A 19,241-nucleotide genomic window follows, 5' to 3' on the forward strand; every position below is an offset into this window, starting at 1 on the left:
TGCCGGGTGCGGCGCTACGGTGGATGGTCGTCCCGGCACAACGACGCCGGACCTCGGAGCTGGAGAAGGCCTGCGTGACCCGAACGTCCTCGTCCGCCGCCGACGCCCCGCACCGTGACACACACGGCGGGACCGGCCCTGTGGCCGATCCCGTGGCAGCCGATCCCGTCGCGGCCGAACAGCCGTACGTCGCGATGCTCTACGGCAAGCTCGACGACCGCCGCGCCGAGACCGCAGGCCTGCTCGCGCGGGTGCTGCGCGACGAGACGACGGGCACGCCGCAGGCCGTCTCCGAGCGCGATGCCGCCGCGCAGATGTACTCCGAGCAGCTCGCGACGCTCTCCGCGGTCGAGAACGGGCTCTGCTTCGGGCGGCTCGACCTCGACCCGGACCGCCCGCCGCCCCCGCCCGCCGACGGCGTGGGCGATCCCGACGTCGGGGGCGGCGACAGCACGGACCAGGACGTCCTCTACGTCGGGCGCCTCGGGCTGCTCGACGAGGACCACGACTACGAGCCCCTGCTGATCGACTGGCGCGCGCCCGCGGCCCGGCCGTACTACACGGCCACCGCGGCCTCGCCCGACGGCGTGCGACGACGGCGCCACATCCGGTCGCGCAGCCGGCGCGTCACCGCGGTCGACGACGAGATCCTCGACCTCGAGGAGGCCGCAAGGGTCGGGGCCACCACCCAGCGCACCGGGCTGACGGGCGAGGCGGTGCTGCTCGCGGCGCTCTCGGCCGGGCGCACCGGGCGGATGGGCGACATCGTCGCGACCATCCAGGGCGAGCAGGACCGGGTCATCCGCTCCAGCGCCAACGGCGTCGTCGTGGTCGAGGGCGGCCCCGGCACCGGCAAGACGGCCGTCGCCCTGCACCGGGCGGCGTACCTGCTCTACACCCACCGCCGCCAGCTGGCCCGTCGCGGCGTGCTCGTGGTCGGGCCCAACCCGACGTTCCTGCGCTACATCGAGCAGGTCCTGCCCTCGCTCGGCGAGACCAGCGTGCTGCTCTCGACGGTCGGCGAGCTCTACCCCGGCCTCGCCGCCCGCCGCGCCGAGCCGGCCCGGGCGGCGGCGCTCAAGGGCCACGCCGACATGACCAAGGTGCTCTCCACCGCGGTGCGCGACCGCCAGGAGCTGCCGCGCCGGCCGATCCAGCTCGTCGTCGACGGCGAGCCCGTGGTGCTCGACCGCGACCTCGTCGCCCAGGCCCGCACCCGCGCCCGGCGCACCCGCCGTCCGCACAACGACGCGAAGCGGACGTTCATCCGGGAGATCACCGACCAGCTCGCCCGGCGCGAGGTCGACCGCGTGGGCCGCGACCTCGACGGCCGGTCGAACCTGCTCGACCGCGGCGACCTCGCCGACGTCCGGGCCGGGTTGCGCGCCGACCCCGACCTGCGGGCCGCGCTCGACGGCCTGTGGCCCACGCTCAGCCCGCCGCAGCTGCTCGCCGAGCTGTGGACCTCGCCCCAGCGCCTGCGCGCGGCGACGCGGGGCTGGCGCGACGCCGACCGTGACCTGCTCGCCCGCGACGCGCCTCCGGCCGACCCCTTCGACGGCGCCTGGTGGAGCCCGGCCGACGCGGTGCTGCTCGACGAGGTCGCGGAGCTCCTCGGTGAGGACGACACGGCGGCCCGCGAGGCCGAGGAGCGCAAGCGCGAGGCCGACGAGGCCTACGCGGCCGGAGTCCTGGAGATCCTCGCGATGGAGGAGGACTGGGACCCCGAGCTGCTGCGTCCCACCGACGTCGTCGACGCCAGCGTGCTCGCCGACCGCACCCGCGAGGCCACCTACGCCTCGGCGGCCGAGCGCGCCGCCGACGACCGCACCTGGACGTTCGGCCACGTGATCGTCGACGAGGCCCAGGAGCTCTCGCCCATGGCGTGGCGGGTCCTGATGCGCCGCTGCCCGAGCCGGTCGATGACGCTGGTCGGCGACGTCGCGCAGACCGGGGCGCGGGCCGGGGCGTCGTCGTGGGGCGAGGTGCTCTCGCCGTACGTCAAGTCCCGCTGGCGCCGTGAGGTGCTCACCGTCAACTACCGGACGCCGGCGGAGATCATGGCGGTCGCCGCCGACGTGCTGGCCGCGATCGACCCGTCGGCGAAGCCTCCGGAGTCGGTCCGCGAGTCGGGCGTGGCGCCCCGCGCGGTGGCCACCGACGAGGCCGGCCTGGTCGACGCCACGGTCGCGCAGGCCCGGAAGGCCCGTGAGGCGGTCGTCGACGCCGAGGGGCGGGCCGTGTCGCGGTGCTCGCGCCCGCGGGCCGGGTGGACGCGCTGGCCGCCGCCCTCGGGGTCGCGGCCGGGCCGACGGGGTCCGGCGACGCCGATCCGGCCGTCGACCTGGCGGCCGAGGTCGTCGTGTCCGAGGTCGCCGACGCCAAGGGGCTCGAGTTCGACGCGGTCGTCCTCGTCGACCCGACCGGAGTGACGGACGACTCCCCGCGCGGTCTCAACGACCTGTACGTGGCCCTCACCCGCGCCACACGTTCCCTGGTCGTGGTGCATCCGGGCCCGCTGCCGACGGTGCTCGACCGCCTCGAGTGGGAGTGACGGCCCACCCGATCCGGTAACGCCTGCCCCGTGGGGTCCGAAGGACCCAGGTGGGCCGGGCGCGGTCGTCGCCCCCGCGGTGTCGCCGAGGCGCGGCGGCACGCCGCGGGGCAACCCGCCGTTCGGGCGACGCGCCGCCTGGGAGGTCACGCAGACGAGGGACCCGGTCGTACGGGATGATCGGGGCCCAGAGGCGGCAGATCGGGGCGTCGAGCCGCGCACCGGGAGGGAGGGCCGGCAGTGAGCACGGATACCGGCCCGCCCGCGACGGTGGGCGGGCGCTACACGGTCGGCGACCTCATCGGCCGCGGCGGTGCCGCGGACGTGTTCCGGGCCCGCGACGAGCTCCTCGGCCGCGACGTGGCCATCAAGATGTTCAACGCCGCCGGCTCGGTGGTCGCGGAGAACGCCTCCCCGGGCGATCCCGCCGACCCCGCGGAGAAGATCGGCGACATCGAGGAGGGCCAGGAGGCCCGCCACCGGCGCGAGGTGCTCACCCTCGCCGGGCTCTCGCACCCCGGGCTCGTGACGGTCTACGACGTCGGCGACGAGGACGGCCGCGCGTACTTCGTCATGCAGCTCATCGAGGGCGACACGCTGGCGCAGCGGATCCGTTCGGGGCCGCTGCCGGTCGTCGACGTCGTCGCGCTGGGCGCCGCGCTCGCCGACGCGCTCGCCTACGTGCACCGCCGCGGGGTGGTGCACCGCGACGTCAAGCCCGGCAACGTGCTGCTCGACGCGGAGGGCCGCGCCCACCTCTCGGACTTCGGGATCGCCGCCGTCCACGACGCCGCGCCCGTCACGGCCGCCGGCATGGTCATCGGCACCGCCTCGTACCTGAGCCCCGAGCAGGTCCGCGGCGAACCGATCGACGGCGCCGTCGACATCTACGCGCTGGGCCTGGTGCTCATCGAGTGCCTCACCGGTCGCCGCGAGTACCCGGGCAACGCCCTCGAGGCCGCCGTCGCCCGCCTGCACCGCCGTCCCGTGGTGCCACCCGGGCTCCCGCCCGGCCTCGAGGTCCTGCTGACCGCGATGACGGCCGACGAGCCCGGCGACCGCCCGACCGCCGAGGAGACCGTCGCTGCCCTGCGCGGCGTGTCCCGCGAGGTCGGGATGGAGGCCGAGACGGTCCTGTCGCCGGTGCTCATGAGCGCCCCCACGGGCGTGGTGGGCACGCCGGCGATGGCCGTCGGCCCGGCGACCGAGGCCCGGGCGCCCGAGCTCGAGGCCACCGGCGCCTCGCCCCTGGCCCGTCCCGGGCGCCGGCGCCGCCGGGTGGCCGCCGTCGTCGCGGCCGCGGCGGCGACGCTGCTCGTGGCCGGCTCGGCGGTCGCCTACGCCGTGCTCTCCGACGACCAGCCGCTGCCGCCGGTGCCGTCGGCCACCCTGGCGCCGCCCCCGCCGCCGCTGCCGGTGGTCCCGCAGGTCACCACCACCACCGAGGACGAGACCGAGGCGGCCACCGCGCCGCGCACCCGGCGCACCACCACCACCCCGCGCCGGACGACCACCACCACGACCACGACGACCACCACGACCGTCGTGCGCCCTCCGGTGGTGGTCCCGCCGCCGGTGGTCGAGGAACCGCCGGAGGTCACGACCACGACGACGACCCTGCAGCGCCGCCAGCCCTGATCGGCTGCTGACCGGCCCTGACCGGCCTGGCTAGCCCCCGGCGGGCAGCGGTGCCAGCGCGTCGGTGATCGAGAGCACCGGGCCCACCGGCAGCAGGCCGACCACCGCGCCCGGCGCGGGCGGGAACGCCTCGCCGAGTCCGAGCGCGGCGGCGGTCTCGGGGTCGGGCACGGCCGAGGTCGTCCCGGCCCCCGAGACGACCGTCGGGCTGCCCGGGGCGTCGGGACGGCCGGCGGGCACCGCGCGCACGGTGACCCCGCCGCCGGGGAGCGCCACGGCGTCGACCCGGTCGCCGGAGCCGTCGGCCTGCGCGAGGGTGGTCGGCGGCACCGCGGTGGCGGGCGGCTCGGCGCCGACCGTGAGCACCACGGCCCCGGCGCCGTCGGCGCTCGCGCAGGTGGTGGGGGCCTCGGCCATCGGCACGGCGCGGGGCACCGGGTCGGGATAGGCGCTCACGGCGATCCCGCGGGCGGTAGCGAGCGGGCGGAGCTGGCCGGGGGAGACGACGGGCACGGGGGCCGACGCCCGCGCCGGGTCGGCGTCCGAGAGACGCACGAGGCGGGCGACGACCTCGGGCACCTCCTGCACGCCCTCGCGCTGCACGACGTACCAGCGGTCCGGGGTGCCGGGGCCGACGAGGCGGACGACGCCGCCCACGAGCTCGCCGGCCAGGGGGCCGCCCGCAGGGATCTCGCCCCGGCCCGCGATCGCCGGCGCGACGATCGCCGGCCCCTCGGTGAGCGTGTTGAGCAGGCTGGTGCTCACCGGCCGGGGGAGCTGGCCCTCGAGGTCGAAGGCCACCACCACCGCGGGGTCGCGCAGGTCGAGGCGGGAGCGCACCCCGTCGTGCACCAGCCAGGTGCCGTCGAAGCGGTCGCGCAGCAGGAGACCACGCCCGGCGCCCAGGGCCTGGCCCGGCGCCGAGGGCCGGCGAGCACCGTCGTCCACACCCGCGGCTGCTCCCAGGGGCGGGCCGCGCCGGGCCGGGGGCTGCCGGTGTCGCACACCGACCAGACCGGTGGCACCGGGGTCCCGGCCGGCGGCAGCGGCGGCGCGTCGACGATGCCGACCCCGCGCTCGCGGGGGCGGTGGCGAGGTCGGACTCCGCGACCTCGACCGGCTCCGGATCCCCGCGGGCCCGCCCGCGACGGCGAGCCCGGCCAGCACGAGCCGCGCCGAGGCCAGGTTGGGCACGGGGACCAGCCGGTCGGGCCCGTGCACGACGACGTAGAGCGCCCCGGAGCCCTCCGCCACGACGACACCGGCGGTGCGCCAGTCGGCGGGCCGGTCCAGGAGGCCCCACACCGCGGCCACCCCGAGCGCCAGCACGGCGATCAGCACCCCGGCGAGCGTCGCCCGGTGCTGCGCGCGCAGGGGTCGACACCGGGCACGGCCTGGCGCCGGACCAGCGCGGACTGCAGGCGGCGCAGGCCGAAGCGGTAGGCGTGGACCTGGTCGGAGGTCGTCGTCGGCGGGGGCATCTCGCCGCGGATGGTGGCACGCCCGGCGGCGCCGGGTGACCCCTTCGGCTCAGGCCGCGACGGCGGTGCGCGCGGGACGCGGGGAGATCCGCAGCGTGATCGTCGCGCGGACGACCTCGGTGCCGGCGGCGTCGGTGAGGGTCACCTCGGCGTCGACGTCCTCGCGCGCGTCGGAGAACGCGGGCGGCGACGGGAAGGTGGCGACGGCGAGGAGGTCGGTCTCGGCCTTCGCGAGGTACTGCACGCTCATGCCGCGGGGGATCCAGCGGTGCGAGGGCGGCACGGTGGCCTCCGCCAGCACGCCCATGGCGTACTCGGCGAGGTTGCAGGAGGCGATCGCGTGCACCGTCCCGAGGTGGTTGTGCACCAGCCACCAGTTGCGCAGCGACACCTCCGCGCGCCCCGGCTCGAGGCGCCGGATCACCGGCGCGGCGGTGAGGAAGTACGGCGCGCGGACCCAGACGGCCGCGCTGACCAGCAGGCGGCCCGACCACGAGCCGGAGAATCGATGCCAGGCGCCCAGCACGCTCGGAGTGCTCACGGCGCGGATGTTACCCGGCGGTAGCAAGCGTCGGGGACGTCGATGGCGTCCGGACGATCATCGACGCACCGCTGAGTGGTGGATTGACGAACGGTCGTTCGGGGAAAGAACTGCTTGCGCGACCCTGCGCTCCCGCCGGGAGGTCCCGATGAGCACTCGCCCCGACAGCCCCTCATCGCCCCCGGCCGCCGGGATCGCCGAACGTCTGGCGGCGGTGCTCGGTGACCTGACGTTCCCCGCGCAGCGCTGGCAGGTGCTCACGGTCGGGGACCTCTACGGCGTCGACACCGCCACCCGCAGCCTCCTCGAGCGCCTCCCGCAGCGCCGCTACCACTCGCTGCGCGAGGTGGCGGCCGTCCTCGCCGCGGTGCTCGCCGGGCGCCCGGTGGCCGAGGTCGGCCAGGCCGGGCCGCCCCGACGCCGGGCATCGCTCCGCGCCGCGTGCCGGTCGGGGCCCGCCCGCAACGGTTCGTCGACCGCCGCCCGGTGCCCAGCACGCCGGTGGCCTGACGGGTCCCCAGCAGCGAGGGTCGTGCGTTCAGCCCTGCTCCTCGAGGTCGAAGGCGTCGTCGCCCACCCAGACGCGCAGCCCCTCGCCGTCGTCGGTGATCGCGCCTTCCTCCTCCTCGGAGAGCTCGCGGGCGGCGCCGAGCGAGCGCTCGTCGTAGGCGACGGTGCCGTCCCCGACGTCGCGGGGCCGGTACTCCGAGGCGAGCACCGCCGTCCGGCTGCGGGTCGCGAGGAACGTCGCGTTCTCCTGGCCGACCTCGGCGATCCACTGCTGCTTGCGCACGCGTGAGGGTCTACTCGCCTGCGCCGCACGGCACAACGTCACACGACGGAAAGCGGTGGACCTCGACCCCGGTGCACGCCCTAGCGTCGCGGTGCCCGTCGTCGATCAGGAGGTCGATCCCGATGCGCGCGCTGCGCCCGTTGCGCCGCTCCGCCTACCGGCGTCTCGCCACGGCGCTCGCGCTCTCGGTGCTGGCCGAGGGGCTGTGGACGCTCGCCGTCGTCTGGCAGGTGGTCGAGCTCGGCGGCGGTCCCGTGGAGCTCTCGCTGGTCTCCGGCGCGCTCGCGCTGGGCGTGATCGTCACGGCGCTGCTCGGCGGTGTCCTCGCCGACCGGGTGCCGCAGAAGCGGATCCTCGTCGGCGTCATGGCCACGCTCGCCGTGTCGATCGGGCTCGTCGCCGGTCTCTCGGCGCTCGGCGCCCTGTCGGTACCGCTGCTCGTCGCCGTCGCGGCGGCGATGGGGCTGTCGATGGGCCTGTTCTTCCCCGCGTACTCGGCGCTCGTGCCGGCGATGGTCGACGCCGACGAGCTGCTCGCCGTCAACGGCTTCGAGGGGGTGGTGCGCCCGGTGCTGCTGCAGGGCGCGGGCCCGGCGCTCGCCGGCGTGCTCGTGGCCGTCTGGTCGCCGGCGGCGGCGCTCGGGGCCACGGCCGTGGCGTGCGTGGCGGGGCTCGTCGCGGCCCTGGCGCTGCCCGCGCGGGCCCTGCGCCGCGACCTCAGCGCGGAGAGCACGGGTCACCCGGTGCGGGCGGTCGTCCGCGACCTCGTCGAGGGCTTCCGCTACATGGTGGGGACGCGCTGGCTGCTCGTGACGCTGGTGTTCGCGTCGCTGATGGTCCTCCTCGTCCTCGGGCCGCTCGAGGTGCTCGTCCCGTTCGCGATCATCGAACGGGCCGGTGGCGGCCCCGGCGGGCACTCGCTCGTGCTGCTCGCGTACGGCGCGGGCGGGGCGATCGCGTCGATCGTCGTCGCGTCGCTGCGCCTCCCGCGCCGCTACCTGACGGTGATGATCGTGCTGTGGTCGGTGGCCTGCGTGCCGATGGTCGTCTTCGGCGTCGCGACGACGCTCTGGCCGATGGTGGTCGCCGGGTTCGTGCTGGGCGGGCTGTTCAGCGCCCCGCAGGTGATCTGGGGGACGCTGCTGCAACGCCGCGTGCCGCCGGCCCTGCTCGGGCGCGTGACGAGCCTCGACTTCTTCGTCTCGCTCGCCTTCATGCCCGTCTCCATGGCCCTCGCCGGCCCCGTCAGCGTGGTGGCCGGCCTGACGCCGGTGTTCCTCGTCGCGGGCCTGGTGCCGCTGCTGTTCGGGGCCGCGGCGCTCGTCGTCGGTCGGCTGGGGCCCGACGAGCTCGCCCACCCCCTCGACGCCGGTGCCGGGGTCAGCTCGCCGGCTGCGTGAGGTCGTAGACGGTGCTGCCGCCGACGTCCGTCGCCGTGTAGTGCGCGGCGACCCACTCGCTGATCTGGGTGCCCACGCCGTCCGCGCCGCCGCCGGGCCCGCCGCCCTGCCCGCCCGAGGCGACGAAGTAGTGCACGTCCCCGGCGGCGACGTAGGCCTGGAACTGCGCGAGGCTCGGCGCGGCGTCGGAGCCCGTGAAGCCGCCGATGGCCATGACCGCCGTGCCGCTGGCGAGCTCGAGGCCCGAGGCGCTCTGGGCGGACACGGTGGCCGCGGCCCAGCGGCTGTCCGACGCGGTGAGCAGGGCCGTCAGCTCGCTCGACGTCGCGGTCTCGCCGGGTGCGCCATCCTGCCCCCCGTTCCGGCCGCCACCGTCCGGAGGTGCCTGGCCGGCCGGCCCCCGGCCGTCCTCGGGGCCGCCGCCCATCTCCGACCCCGTGGACGGCCCCGCGCTGACGATCGAGCCCTGGTGCGCCGTCGCGGCCGTCTGCACCGCGTAGGCGACCGAGCCGCCGGCCCCGGCCAGCAGGGCCCCGAGCAGCACGACCGGCAGCACCCGGCGTCCGGCGTCGCGTCCGAGGCGCCGCCACGTCGCGGCGGGCACCACCAGCGCCACCGCGGCCACGATCCCGGCGACCGCCACGACCCAGCGCAACCGGGGCAGGAACTCGGGGTGCGCCGCAGGAGCACGACGCTCCAGCCCGCGGTCCCGGCGACGGTGAGCGCGAGGGTCGCGTCGGCGGCGAGGTGGCCGCGGCGCCGCACACCTCGCGGCCGCCGACCACCAGCGTGCCGACCAGGCCGGGCGCCAGCGCGACCGCGTAGTACGGGTGGATCGTGCCGCTCATGACGCTGAAGACGAGGCCGGTGACGATCATCCAGCCGCCCCAGAGCACGAGCGCGGCGCGGATGCGGTCGGTGCGCGGCGCGCGCCGGGTCAGCCAGAGGCCCGCGACGAGGGCGACGAGCGCGGCCGGCAGCAGCCAGCCGATCTGACCGCCGAAGGCGCTGTTGACCATCCGGCCGATGCCGGCCGTCCCGCCGAAGCCGCCACCGCCACCGCCGCCACCGCCACCGCCGCCGTTGCCCTCACCGCCGAGGAGGCGGCCGAGGCCGTTGTACCCGAGGACGAGGTCGAGCAGCGTGTTGTCGGTCGAGCCGCCGATGTAGGGACGTGCGTCGGAGGGCCAGAGGTCGACGAGCAGCACGTACCAGGCCACCGAGGCCACGAGTGCTCCCGCGCCGGCCGCGAGCTGGACCAGGCGACGGCGCAGCGGGGCCGCCGAGGCGAGCAGGAGCACCGCGGCGAGCGCGGGCAGCACGAGGAACGCCTGCAGCATCTTGGTGAGGAAGCCGAGCCCGATCAGGGCGCCCGCGAGCGCGGTCCACCCCACGCCGGCGCGGGTCGCGGCGGCGTCGACCGCGCGTACCACCGCGTAGGCGGCGGCGACCAGGCAGAGCACCAGCAGGGCGTCCGGGTTGTTGAACCGGAACATCAGCACGGCCACCGGCGTCAGGGCCAGCGCGGCCCCGGCGAGCAGCCCCGCGCCCGGCCCGGACCAGCGTCGCACCGTCGCGTACAGCAGCCCCACTGCGGCGACCCCCATGAGGGCCTGCGGCGCGAGCATCGACCAGGCGTTGAACCCGAAGATCCGCCCCGACAGGCCCATGACCCACAGCGCCGCCGGGGGCTTGTCGACGGTGATGAAGTTCGAGGAGTCCATCGACCCGAACAACCAGGCCTTCCACGACTGCGTCCCCGCCTGCACCGCGGCGGCGTAGTAGGTGTTCGCATAGCCCGAGGCGCCGAGGTCCCACAGGTAGAGCACGGCGGTGCCGACCAGCAGCGCGATCAGCGCCGGGCGCACCCACCCGGGGTCGGCGACACGCCCGCGCCAGAGGGCGGTGCGCCGGGTGTGGCGACCCGCCCGGGTGAAGGATGCGGGAGCGGGGGTTCGTCGGGGTACGCGCAACGCGGTCGTCAGACCGTCTCGGACCGTCATGGGAGCGACTCTGCGGTCGCGTCATGTCGGTGCCGTGGGGCGAGCTTGTGGGTCGGCTGTGAACGGGCCGTCGGATCTCACGCCGGGCGCACGCGCTGCTCCAACGGGTGGCGATCACTGAGATGCCCTGCACTGGGAGGTGACGCCGGGCCGAGAAGGGGGAACGCTGCTGGTGTGGTCGGCCCCTTCCTGCGCTCGCGGCGCGTGCGATTCCTCGCACGTCTCGCCCTGGGCGTCCTGTCGGTGGCCGTCCTCCTCGCTTCCGCCTTCGGGTGGACGCAGCTGCGCGCACTGGATCGATCCACGCCGTCCGCGGCCGTCATCGACACGCCCGAGCCCGCGGCGACGGGGGAGCAGAACATCCTGCTCGTCGGTCTCGACACCCGCACCGACGCGCAGGGCAACCAGCTGCCCGGCGACATCCTGGCCGCGCTCAACGCCGGCGCGAGCGATTCCGGTGGCGGGACGGCCGACTCGCTGACCGTCGTGCACGTGCCCGCGGGCGGCGGTCGCGCCACCGCGATCTCGGTGCCGCGCGACTCCTACGTCGACCTGGGCCAGGGCCTCGGTCGACACAAGATCAATTCGGCCTGGTCGCGGGCCGCGGCGCAGGCGACCGACGCCATGACCGCCTCCGGGCCGACCGGCAGCACGAGCCTGTTCGCCGCCGAGGCCGCCGCGCCGCTCTCGCCGAACGACCCCGCGGTGGTGCGCGCCGCGTCCGCCGCCGGCGCGCGCGCCACGATCGGGGCCGTCCAGCAGCTCACCGGGCTGCCGATCTCGCACTTCGCCGCGGTCAACCTCGCGGGCTTCGCCGACATCAGCACCGTGATCGGCGGCGTCCCGGTGTGCCTGCGCGCGCCGGCCCGGGACTCCTACACCGGCCTGTCGCTGCCGGCCGGCCCGCAGCAGGTCGGCGGCTCGCAGGCGCTCGCGTTCGTCCGCCAGCGCCACGGCCTGCCGAACGGCGACCTCGACCGCATCGCGCGCCAGCAGGTGTTCCTCGCGGGCGCCACCGAGACGCTGCTCTCGACCAACACCCTCGCCGATCCCTTCGCCCTCGCGCGGATCTCCGAGGCGGTCTCGCGCTCGGTGACGCTCGACGCCGGGTGGGACGTGCTCGGCTTCGCCCGCCAGATGCAGGGCCTCTCCGCCGGCGCGGTCACGTTCCGCACGATCCCCACCGGCTCTGCCGAGCTCAGCACGTCGTCGGACGGCACGGCCGTGGAGGTCGATCCGGACGAGGTCCGCGCCTTCGTCGGCATCGCCATCGCCGCCGACGCCGGCAACCCGGCGGCCCAGGCGGCGCTCGCACCCCCGGTCACCGCCGGCGTCTCCGACGCCTCGGTGAGCGCGGGGCTCGACCGGCTCGAGGCGTACTCCGAGGACGACGCCTCGTCCTCGTCGTCTTCGGACGACGAGGAGAGCTCCGCGGACTCCGGGAGCTCGAGCAGCAGCTCGGCGCGGCCGGCCGTGCCGGTGTCGCCGACCCCGCCGATCACCGCCGCGGCGCCCGGCTGCATCAACTGACGCCCGACGGCGAGGCCCCTCGACGAAGCGAACGGCACTCTCGCTTCACTGGATGAAGCGAGAGTGCCGTTCGTTCGTCCGGAAGGGCTGGTGGGGCGTCAGCTCGCGCGCTCGGAGCCGAGCGTCACGGGCACCGGGCGGGGCTGACCGCCGGGCGAGGTGACGGTCAGGGTCACCTGGGCGCCCGGCTGCTGCGAGCGGATGGCCGCGACGAGGCTGTCGGCGTCGGGGATGACGCGGTCGTCGAGCCGGGTGACGACGTCGCCCTGCGTCAGGCCGGCGGCCGCGGCCGGCCCGCCCGGGGTGATCTGACCGAGCACGGCGCCGTCGGCGCCCTCGGAGACGCCGACGCCGAGCACGGCGCGGTTCGCGAAGCCCTGCGAGACCAGCTCGTTGCCGATGCGCGCGGCCTGGTCGACGGGGATGGCGAAGCCGAGACCGATCGAGCCGGACTGGCCGCCCTGCGACTGGCCCAGCGAGGCGATCGCGGACGTGATGCCGACGACGCGGCCCTGCATGTCGACGAGCGCACCGCCGGAGTTGCCGGGGTTGATCGCGGCGTCGGTCTGGATCGCGTCGAGGACGGTGGCCTGGCCGCTCTGCGCGCCGCCGCTGGCGACGGGGCGCTGGAGGGCGCTGACGATGCCGGTGGTCACGGTGCCGGAGAGCCCGAGCGGCGAGCCGACGGCGACGACCTCCTGGCCGACGCGCAGCTGCGACGAGTCGCCGAGCGTGGCCGGGGTCAGGCCCGAGACGCCCTGGGCGCGCACGACGGCGAGGTCGGCGCTCGGGTCGGTGCCCACCACCTGCACGGGCGCGCGGTTGCCGTTCTGGAACACCGCGCTGAGGCCCTGGGGTGCGCCGGTGGCGCCGCCGCTCTCCGGGGTCTGTCCGAGCGGTGACTGCTGCTGGGCGGCCTGCCCGGCCTCGAGGACGTGGGCGTTGGTGAGGATCAGGCCGTCGGCGGAGATGACGACGCCCGAGCCTTCGCCCGACGGGCCCTCGAGCTGGACGACGCTCGGCAGGACGGTGTCGGCGACCTGCTCCACCGAGCCGGCCGGGGCCGGCGACGACGGTGCGGTGCCGGAGCCCGACGGCGCCGACGAGAGCACGGAGCTCGTGCCGTCGTTCGACGACGCGGCCTCGTAGCCGACCGCGCCACCGACGCCGCCGGCCACGAGCATCGCGGCCAGGGCGCCCGCGACGAGGGCGACGGGACGCCGGCGTCGGGGCGGGCCGGGCGGCGGCATCGACGGGCCGGGCGTCGTGGGCGGGGGCCCGGGCGGGCCGGAAGGGACGTCGTGGCGGGACCAGGGGTCACCGGGCTGACCGGGGTAGCCGGGCCGGCCGCCGGCCGGGAGCCCGGAGCCGGGCGGCGCGGTCGGGTAGCCGCCGGGTCGCTCCCCGGCGGGGCCCGGAGGCAGGGTGCCGGTGCCGCCCGCTGGGCGTGCCGACGGGTCGGTGGGGGAGGAGGGGCTCGTGTCGCTCACGTGCTCCAGCGTCGGCCCGCGTTCTGTGCTCAGGCTGCGCCTGACCTGCGGACTTGCTGAGAGAAGGCCGCGAGAAAGGGGGGTGAACGGGACGGTGGGCGCCGAAGGGGACGGGCTCAGCGCACCACGCGGTACCAGTGCTCGGTCTCGCCCGGGAGGCGCTCGAGGCGCACCCGCGACCCGCCCGGGCGCCGGAAGATCGGGGTGCCGTCGCCGAGGAGCACGGGCGCGAAGAACATCAGCACCTCGTCCAGCAGCCCGGCGTCGAGGCACTGCGCGGCGACGTCCGCCCCGAGGACGTTGACGTCGCGGTCGCCGGCGAGCGTCTTCGCCCGCTCGACGGCCGTGGGCAGGTCGGTGGCGAACTCGACGCCGTCGGGGGAGCCCGCCGAGAGGGGCTGCTCGGGAGGCCGGTGGGTGAGCACGACGACGGGGCCGTCGTACTGCCCGCCGAACGCGCCCTCGGCGTCGGTGCCCGCGTTCGGGTCGTCGCCGCCGAAGGTGACGCGACCGACGAGGATCGCGCCGGTGCGGGCGAGCACGCGGTCGGCCGTCGGGTTCTCGCCGCCGATGTGCTCGGTCAGCCACGACATGTCGCCGCCGGGGCCGGCGATGAAGCCGTCGAGCGAGGCGGTCGCCGAGTAGATCAGCCTGGCCATCGAGGGGTCCTCCGGGATTCTCGGTCGTCGAGCATGGCCGTGACGAGCCGGTCCCACACGGGCTCCGGCGGCAGCTGGTGACCCATGCCCTCGATCTCCAGCAGGCGGGCGCCGGGGATGGCCGCGGCGAGGGCGCGGCCGTGGGCGACGGGGAACAGCGGGTCGGCGGTGCCGTGGACGACCAGCACCGGCAGGCCGGCGAGCTCCTCCATCGCCGTCGGGCCGGTCGGACCGAGGTCCATGACGACGTGGTTGGTCGTGCTCGCGGCGAGGTCGCGGCTGCGGGCGACGACGCGCTCGGCGATCGCACGCATGCGTTCCTCGTCGAACGCGTCCGGACCGGCGAAGGGCCGCTCGCCCTCGACCAGCGCCGTCACCGCCGCCGCGGGGTCCGACCAGTCCGGGTCGGGACCCCTGTCGGCGAACACGGCCCGCATCTCCGGCGTGGCGCCCGGCAGCTCGCCGACCGTCGGGCCGATCGCCGTGGTCGCGACGAGGGTCAGCGCCGAGACGCGATCGCGGTGCTCGAGGCCGAGCTCCTGGGCGATGCCGCCGCCCAGCGAGAGCCCGACGATGTGCGCACGGTCGACTCCGAACGCGTCGAGCACGGCCACCGCGTCGGTGAAGAGCTCGCGCCCGGTGTACCCCGGTGCGCCCGCCGGCCAGGACGTCGAGCCCCCGGTGTCGCGGTGGTCGTAGCGGATCACCCGGCGTCCGCGGGCGACCAGGCGGGCGCACAGGTCGTCGTCCCACCAGTCGCGCGACCACCCGGTGCCGGCGATGAGCAGCACCGCGGGAGCGTCGGCGTCGCCGAGCACCTCCGCGTCGAGCTGCACGTCCTCGTCGACGTCGATGAGCACGGCGCCGCTCCTTCCGGTTGCGAACTGCAACCGGTACTGAATCGGACGCTGCGACCAGTTGTCAAGTGCAACCGGTTGTGCACGCACAGCCGGGGCACAGCTCCGGCACACGGCCCGTCCACAGACGCGCCCGACGCTGCGATCATGACCGCAGCGACCACGCTCCCCACCCCGTCCTCCCGCGTTCACCGGGAGCCCGTCGAGGCCACCGGGACCGCCGTCCTCGACGTCGTCGTCCCCGTGTTCGACGAGGAGCGCGACCTGGGCCCGTGCGTCCGGCGCCTGCACCGCCACCTCACCGACGCCCTGCCCTACCCGTTCCGCATCACGGTCGCCGACAACGCGAGCACCGACGCGACGCTGGACGTCGCCGACGCGCTGGCCGACGAGTTCGCCGAGGTCTCCGTCGTCCACCTCGACGAGAAGGGGCGCGGGCGGGCGCTGCGCGCGGTGTGGTCGGCGTCGGACGCGCCGGTGCTCGCGTACATGGACGTCGACCTCTCCACCGACCTCAACGCCCTGCTCCCGCTGGTGGCCCCGCTGATCTCCGGGCACTCCGACCTCGCGATCGGGTCGCGGCTCGCGCCCTCGTCGCGGGTGGTGCGCGGCGTGAAGCGCGAGGTGATCTCGCGCTGCTACAACGTCCTGCTGCGCGGGACGCTGCGGGCGCGCTTCTCCGACGCGCAGTGCGGCTTCAAGGCGATCCGCGCCGACGTCGCCCGCCGGCTGCTGCCGCTGGTGGAGGACACGGGCTGGTTCTTCGACACCGAGCTCCTCGTGCTCGCCGAGCGCTCGGGGCTGCGCATCCACGAGGTGCCCGTCGACTGGGTCGACGACCCGGACTCGCGGGTCGACGTGGTGGCCACCGCGGTCGCCGACCTCAAGGGCGTCGCCCGCGTCGGCCGCGCGCTGGCCACGGGCGCGCTGCCGGTCGCGCAGCTGCGCCGGGAGCTCGGGCGCGGCGAGATCGGCTCGGCCGATGAGAGGGCCGACGAGAGGGCGGGGGTGGCGCCCGGGATGACGGCGCAGATCGTGCGGTTCGCGGCCATCGGGATCGTCTCGACGCTGGCGTTCCTGCTGCTCTACTCGCTCTTCCGCGCGGCGCTGCCGGCGCAGGCGTCGAACCTGCTCGCCCTGGTGATCACCGCCGTCGCCAACACCGCGGCCAACCGCCGCCTGACCTTCGGCATCCGCGGGCGCCGCCACGCCGGCCGCAGCCAGGTCGAGGGTCTCGTGGTGTTCGGGCTGGGCCTGGCGCTGACGTCCGGATCGCTCGCCCTGCTCGGCGTGCTGGCCCCGGCCGCGAGCCACGGCATCGAGCTCGCCGTCCTCGTCCTCGCCAACCTCGTCGCCACGCTCCTGCGCTTCGTCGCCTACCGCGCCTGGGTGTTCCACCCGCGCCGCCAGCAGGCCTGACACCCAGTGTCCGAAATCTTCCGTCGATCACGAACCCGGAGCACCGATGACCACCGCGACCGACCCGCACGTCGCCGCGCCGCCCGCCCCGCCGACCGAGCCGCCACCCGGCACCTCGTGGCCCCGGCGCGCATGGCGCGGGCGCGCCGACGACCCGCGGTGGGTGCGCCCGGCCCTGCTCGGTCTGCTGGCCGCGACCGCGGCGACCTACCTGTGGAACCTCGGCGCCTCGGGCTGGGCGAACTCCTTCTACGCCGCCGCCGTCCAGGCCGGCACGCAGTCGCCGAAGGCGTGGCTGTTCGGCGCCCTCGACGCGCCGGGTCTGATCACCGTCGACAAGCCGCCGGCGTCGCTGTGGGTCATGGCGCTGTCCGGGCGGATCTTCGGGTTCAGCTCCTGGTCGATGCTCGTCCCGCAGGCGCTCATGGGCGTCGCCGCGGTCGGGCTGCTGTACCTGACCGTGCGGCGCTGGTCGGGCCCGCGCACCGCACTCGCCGCCGGCGCCCTGCTCGCGGCGACGCCGGTCGCGGTGCTGATGTTCCGGTTCAACAACCCCGACGCGATGCTCGTGCTGACCATGGTCGCGGCAGGCTGGACGACGACCCGGTCGATCGACGCGGCCGGCCGCCGCGCCGGGACCTGGTGGCTCGTCGCCACCGGCGCCCTCGTCGGCCTCGGGTTCCTCACCAAACAGCTCCAGGTGCTCCTCGTCGTCCCGGCGCTCGCGCTGACGGTGCTGGTCGTGGCGCCGTCGCGGCCGTGGCGCCGGGTCGGCGACCTCCTCGTGGGCGGCGCGGCGGCGATCGTCTCCGCCGGCTGGTACGTGGCGCTCGTCGAGCTCTGGCCCGCGTCCTCGCGCCCCTACATCGGCGGGTCGACGACCAACTCCCTGCTCGAGCTCGCGCTCGGCTACAACGGCCTCGGCCGCATCCTCGGCGCCGAGGGCAACCCCGGCGGCGGACCCGGCGGGACCGGCGTGCCCGGCGGCGCTCCGGCGGGCATGCCTCCAGGAGGCATGGGCGGTCCGGGTCGTCCCGGCGGCGGCTTCGGCGGCTCGCCGGGCGTCCAGCGCCTGTTCACGTCCGAGTTCTCGGGCCAGGCCTCCTGGCTCCTGCCCGCGGCGCTCGTGCTGCTCGTCGCCGCGCTCTGGGCCCTGCGCCGTGCTCCGCGCACCGACCGCACCCGCGGTCTCCTGCTGCTCGGCGGCCTCTGGACGCTCGTGCACGCCGTGGTCTTCAGCGCGATGAGCGGGATCATCCATCCCTACTACGCGGTCGCCCTGGCCCCCGGGATCGCGCTCACGACCGCCGTCGGGGCGTCCGTGCTGTGGCGCCGTCGGGCGCAGCTCTGGACGCGGATCGTGCTCGCGGTGGTGGTGGCGGGCACCGCGCTGTGGAGCGCGGTGATCCTCACCCAGCACGCGTGGATCCCGTGGGCGCGCTGGGTGCTGCTCGTCGCCGGGGTGCTCGGGACGGTGGCGCTGCTCGTCCCGCCCGCCCGGTGGGGACGGACGGCGACGGTCGGCGTGCTCGCGGCGCTCGTCGCCGTGCTCGGCGGCTCGACGGCGTTCGCGGCGGACACCGCCGTCACCCCGCACCAGGGCTCGATCGTCAGCGCCGGCCCCGGCGGTGGGATGGGCGGGATGCCCGGCGGACGCCGCGACGACGGCGCCGCACGCGACGCGCGCCCCGGCGGCCCGGAGAACGAGACGCCCTCGCCCGCCGTCGTCGCCCTGCTGCAGGGCGCCGGCACCCGCTGGGCGGCCGCCACCACCGGAGCGCAGAGCGCGGCGTCGCTCCAGCTCGCGTCCGGTGTCCCGGTGATGGCGATGGGCGGGTTCATGGGCAGCGACCCCGCCCCGACGCTCGCCGAGTTCCAGGCCGACGTCGCGTCCGGGCAGGTGCGCTACTACGTGGAGGGCGGCGGTCCCGGAGGCGGCGGCAACGGACCCCGAACCGGTGACCAGGACGCCGGACGACTTGGCCAACGGGACGTCCGGGGTGACAGTGCTCAAATCCGTACCTGGGTACAGACTCACTTCACGCCGATCGACGTCGGAGGGCGCACTGTGTACGACCTGGGAGCACCGATGTCCTGATCGTGCCTCGCACCGCACACCAGGACCCTCGGCCACCGGCTCGGCCGGTTATCGCGGGGGTCGTGCGGACCCTCCCCCCGGGTTCGCGCGGCCCTCGCCCGGCTCCCGGGGTCAGCCCGACCGGTACGCCGCGGTGAGGTGGCCGAAGGCGACGACGTTCTCCTCGTAGGTGCGGGCGGTGTGGTCGAACACCCCGCCGCAGGTGATCAGCCGGATCTGGCTGTCCGGGGTCGGGCCGTAGACGGCCTCGGTGGGGAAGGTGTACTTCGCGTACCGCTCGACGCGGTCGATGACGAAGACGGCCGTGGTGTCGTCGTCGCGGTGCACCTCGACGGTGGCGCCGGCGGGCATCCGTCCCAGCCGGAAGAACGCGCCCTGTTCCCCGTCGAGGTTGACGTGCGCCGCGAGCACGGTGGGCCCGACGGCGCCGGGGCTCGCGCTCTCGTCGTACCACCCCACGGTCTCGGCGTCCCGCGGCACCTCGAGGGAGTCGTCGGTGTTGCGGCCCAGGTCGGTGGTCTCCTCGGTGGACAGGCCGATCGAAGGGGCGTCCACGCCGGTCACGTCCGCCTCCGGCAGCGGAACGGGGACCGGCGCGCGCTCCCCGGGCGCCAGGGCCGCGGTGCGCGTCTCCTCCGGGGCGCCGCCACCGCCGCCGATGGCCGCCACCAGGACGCCGACGGCCAGCAGCGCGAACACGAAGGCGACGAGACGGCCGGACACGTCGTCGAGGATGCACCCACGACGGGGTGTGCCCCGAACGACGCGCCCCGCCGGG

General features: G+C 76.0%; 13 protein-coding genes and 2 pseudogenes. 6 read left to right on the forward strand and 9 right to left on the reverse strand.

What is annotated here, in order from left to right; translation table 11 throughout:
• Positions 1-194: 194 nt before the first annotated feature.
• Together ACQPYN_RS03475 and ACQPYN_RS03480 are read left to right on the forward strand one after the other, a co-directional pair.
• A pseudogene (locus ACQPYN_RS03475) lies at positions 195-2,554 on the forward strand (HelD family protein).
• Between the two features lie 240 nt (positions 2,555-2,794).
• Entirely contained in the window at positions 2,795-4,192 is a 1,398-nt protein-coding gene (locus ACQPYN_RS03480) for a serine/threonine-protein kinase (protein ID WP_433033487.1), read from the forward strand.
• 30 nt (positions 4,193-4,222) lie between these two features.
• Here the strand turns inward: ACQPYN_RS03480 and eccB are convergent, their stop codons facing one another.
• From eccB to ACQPYN_RS03500, 4 genes are all read right to left on the reverse strand, one after another.
• Positions 4,223-5,533: a type VII secretion protein EccB gene (gene eccB, locus ACQPYN_RS03485; protein WP_433033490.1), complete on the reverse strand. Its 1,311-nt coding sequence runs from the start codon at positions 5,531-5,533 to the stop codon at positions 4,223-4,225.
• Positions 5,527-5,673 (reverse strand): type VII secretion protein EccB, encoded by a 147-nt coding sequence (locus tag ACQPYN_RS03490; protein WP_433033493.1) that lies wholly within the window; start codon positions 5,671-5,673, stop codon positions 5,527-5,529. The genes eccB and ACQPYN_RS03490 overlap by 7 nt, the downstream gene beginning before the upstream one ends.
• Positions 5,674-5,722: 49 nt before the next feature.
• Complete coding sequence (locus tag ACQPYN_RS03495; protein WP_433033496.1) at positions 5,723-6,214, reverse strand: hotdog fold domain-containing protein; 492 nt, start codon at positions 6,212-6,214, stop codon at positions 5,723-5,725.
• A 538-nt stretch (positions 6,215-6,752) separates the two neighbouring features.
• On the reverse strand, positions 6,753-7,007 hold the full coding sequence (locus tag ACQPYN_RS03500) for a hypothetical protein (RefSeq protein ID WP_433033499.1): 255 nt from the start codon (positions 7,005-7,007) through the stop codon (positions 6,753-6,755).
• Between the two features lie 122 nt (positions 7,008-7,129).
• Between ACQPYN_RS03500 and ACQPYN_RS03505 the strand changes: the two genes are divergently transcribed.
• A complete protein-coding gene (locus ACQPYN_RS03505; RefSeq protein WP_433033502.1) occupies positions 7,130-8,407 on the forward strand; it encodes an MFS transporter in 1,278 nt (425 codons plus the stop codon).
• On the opposite strand, the pseudogene ACQPYN_RS03510 reads toward ACQPYN_RS03505, so the two are convergent.
• Positions 8,388-10,410 (reverse strand): annotated as a pseudogene (locus ACQPYN_RS03510) (ArnT family glycosyltransferase). The gene ACQPYN_RS03505 and the pseudogene ACQPYN_RS03510 sit on opposite strands and share 20 nt — an antisense overlap.
• A gap of 204 nt (positions 10,411-10,614) precedes the next feature.
• Here ACQPYN_RS03510 and ACQPYN_RS03515 point away from each other — a divergent pair.
• On the forward strand, positions 10,615-11,940 hold the full coding sequence (locus ACQPYN_RS03515; protein ID WP_433033505.1) for an LCP family protein: 1,326 nt from the start codon (positions 10,615-10,617) through the stop codon (positions 11,938-11,940).
• A 98-nt stretch (positions 11,941-12,038) separates the two neighbouring features.
• Here the strand turns inward: ACQPYN_RS03515 and ACQPYN_RS03520 are convergent, their stop codons facing one another.
• The 3 genes from ACQPYN_RS03520 to ACQPYN_RS03530 all read right to left on the reverse strand — a co-directional run bounded on the left by ACQPYN_RS03520 (position 12,039) and on the right by ACQPYN_RS03530 (position 14,949).
• The gene (locus ACQPYN_RS03520) at positions 12,039-13,430 is read right to left on the reverse strand and encodes a S1C family serine protease (protein ID WP_433033508.1); all 1,392 of its coding nucleotides are present in this window, start codon (positions 13,428-13,430) and stop codon (positions 12,039-12,041) included.
• Positions 13,431-13,546: 116 nt separating this feature from the next.
• The gene (locus ACQPYN_RS03525; RefSeq protein ID WP_433033511.1) at positions 13,547-14,089 is read right to left on the reverse strand and encodes a dihydrofolate reductase family protein; all 543 of its coding nucleotides are present in this window, start codon (positions 14,087-14,089) and stop codon (positions 13,547-13,549) included.
• Positions 14,077-14,949 (reverse strand): alpha/beta fold hydrolase, encoded by an 873-nt coding sequence (locus ACQPYN_RS03530; RefSeq protein ID WP_433033514.1) that lies wholly within the window; start codon positions 14,947-14,949, stop codon positions 14,077-14,079. The genes ACQPYN_RS03525 and ACQPYN_RS03530 overlap by 13 nt, the downstream gene beginning before the upstream one ends.
• A gap of 144 nt (positions 14,950-15,093) precedes the next feature.
• Between ACQPYN_RS03530 and ACQPYN_RS03535 the strand changes: the two genes are divergently transcribed.
• On the forward strand, positions 15,094-16,365 hold the full coding sequence (locus ACQPYN_RS03535; RefSeq protein ID WP_433033517.1) for a glycosyltransferase: 1,272 nt from the start codon (positions 15,094-15,096) through the stop codon (positions 16,363-16,365).
• Positions 16,366-16,411: 46 nt separating this feature from the next.
• Positions 16,412-18,463 (forward strand): ArnT family glycosyltransferase, encoded by a 2,052-nt coding sequence (locus ACQPYN_RS03540; RefSeq protein ID WP_433033520.1) that lies wholly within the window; start codon positions 16,412-16,414, stop codon positions 18,461-18,463.
• Between the two features lie 111 nt (positions 18,464-18,574).
• Here ACQPYN_RS03540 and ACQPYN_RS03545 read toward each other — a convergent pair whose 3' ends face one another.
• Positions 18,575-19,186: a sortase domain-containing protein gene (locus ACQPYN_RS03545; protein WP_433033523.1), complete on the reverse strand. Its 612-nt coding sequence runs from the start codon at positions 19,184-19,186 to the stop codon at positions 18,575-18,577.
• Positions 19,187-19,241 lie beyond the last annotated feature (55 nt).

The sequence above is a fragment of the Actinomycetospora sp. CA-053990 genome (assembly GCF_050948445.1).
In the GTDB taxonomy this organism is placed as follows: Bacteria; Actinomycetota; Actinomycetes; order Mycobacteriales; family Pseudonocardiaceae; genus Actinomycetospora; species Actinomycetospora callitridis.

What these genes read in the sequence shown, in the direction of transcription:
- ACQPYN_RS03490 (WP_433033493.1), bottom strand. Translation starts at nt 5,673, where the DNA reads ATGCCCCCGCCGACGACGACCTCCGACCAGGTCCACGCCTACCGCTTC.
- ACQPYN_RS03505 (WP_433033502.1), top strand. Translation starts at nt 7,130, where the DNA reads ATGCGCGCGCTGCGCCCGTTGCGCCGCTCCGCCTACCGGCGTCTCGCC.
- ACQPYN_RS03525 (WP_433033511.1), bottom strand. Translation starts at nt 14,089, where the DNA reads ATGGCCAGGCTGATCTACTCGGCGACCGCCTCGCTCGACGGCTTCATC.
- ACQPYN_RS03535 (WP_433033517.1), top strand. Translation starts at nt 15,094, where the DNA reads ATGACCGCAGCGACCACGCTCCCCACCCCGTCCTCCCGCGTTCACCGG.
- ACQPYN_RS03540 (WP_433033520.1), top strand. Translation starts at nt 16,412, where the DNA reads ATGACCACCGCGACCGACCCGCACGTCGCCGCGCCGCCCGCCCCGCCG.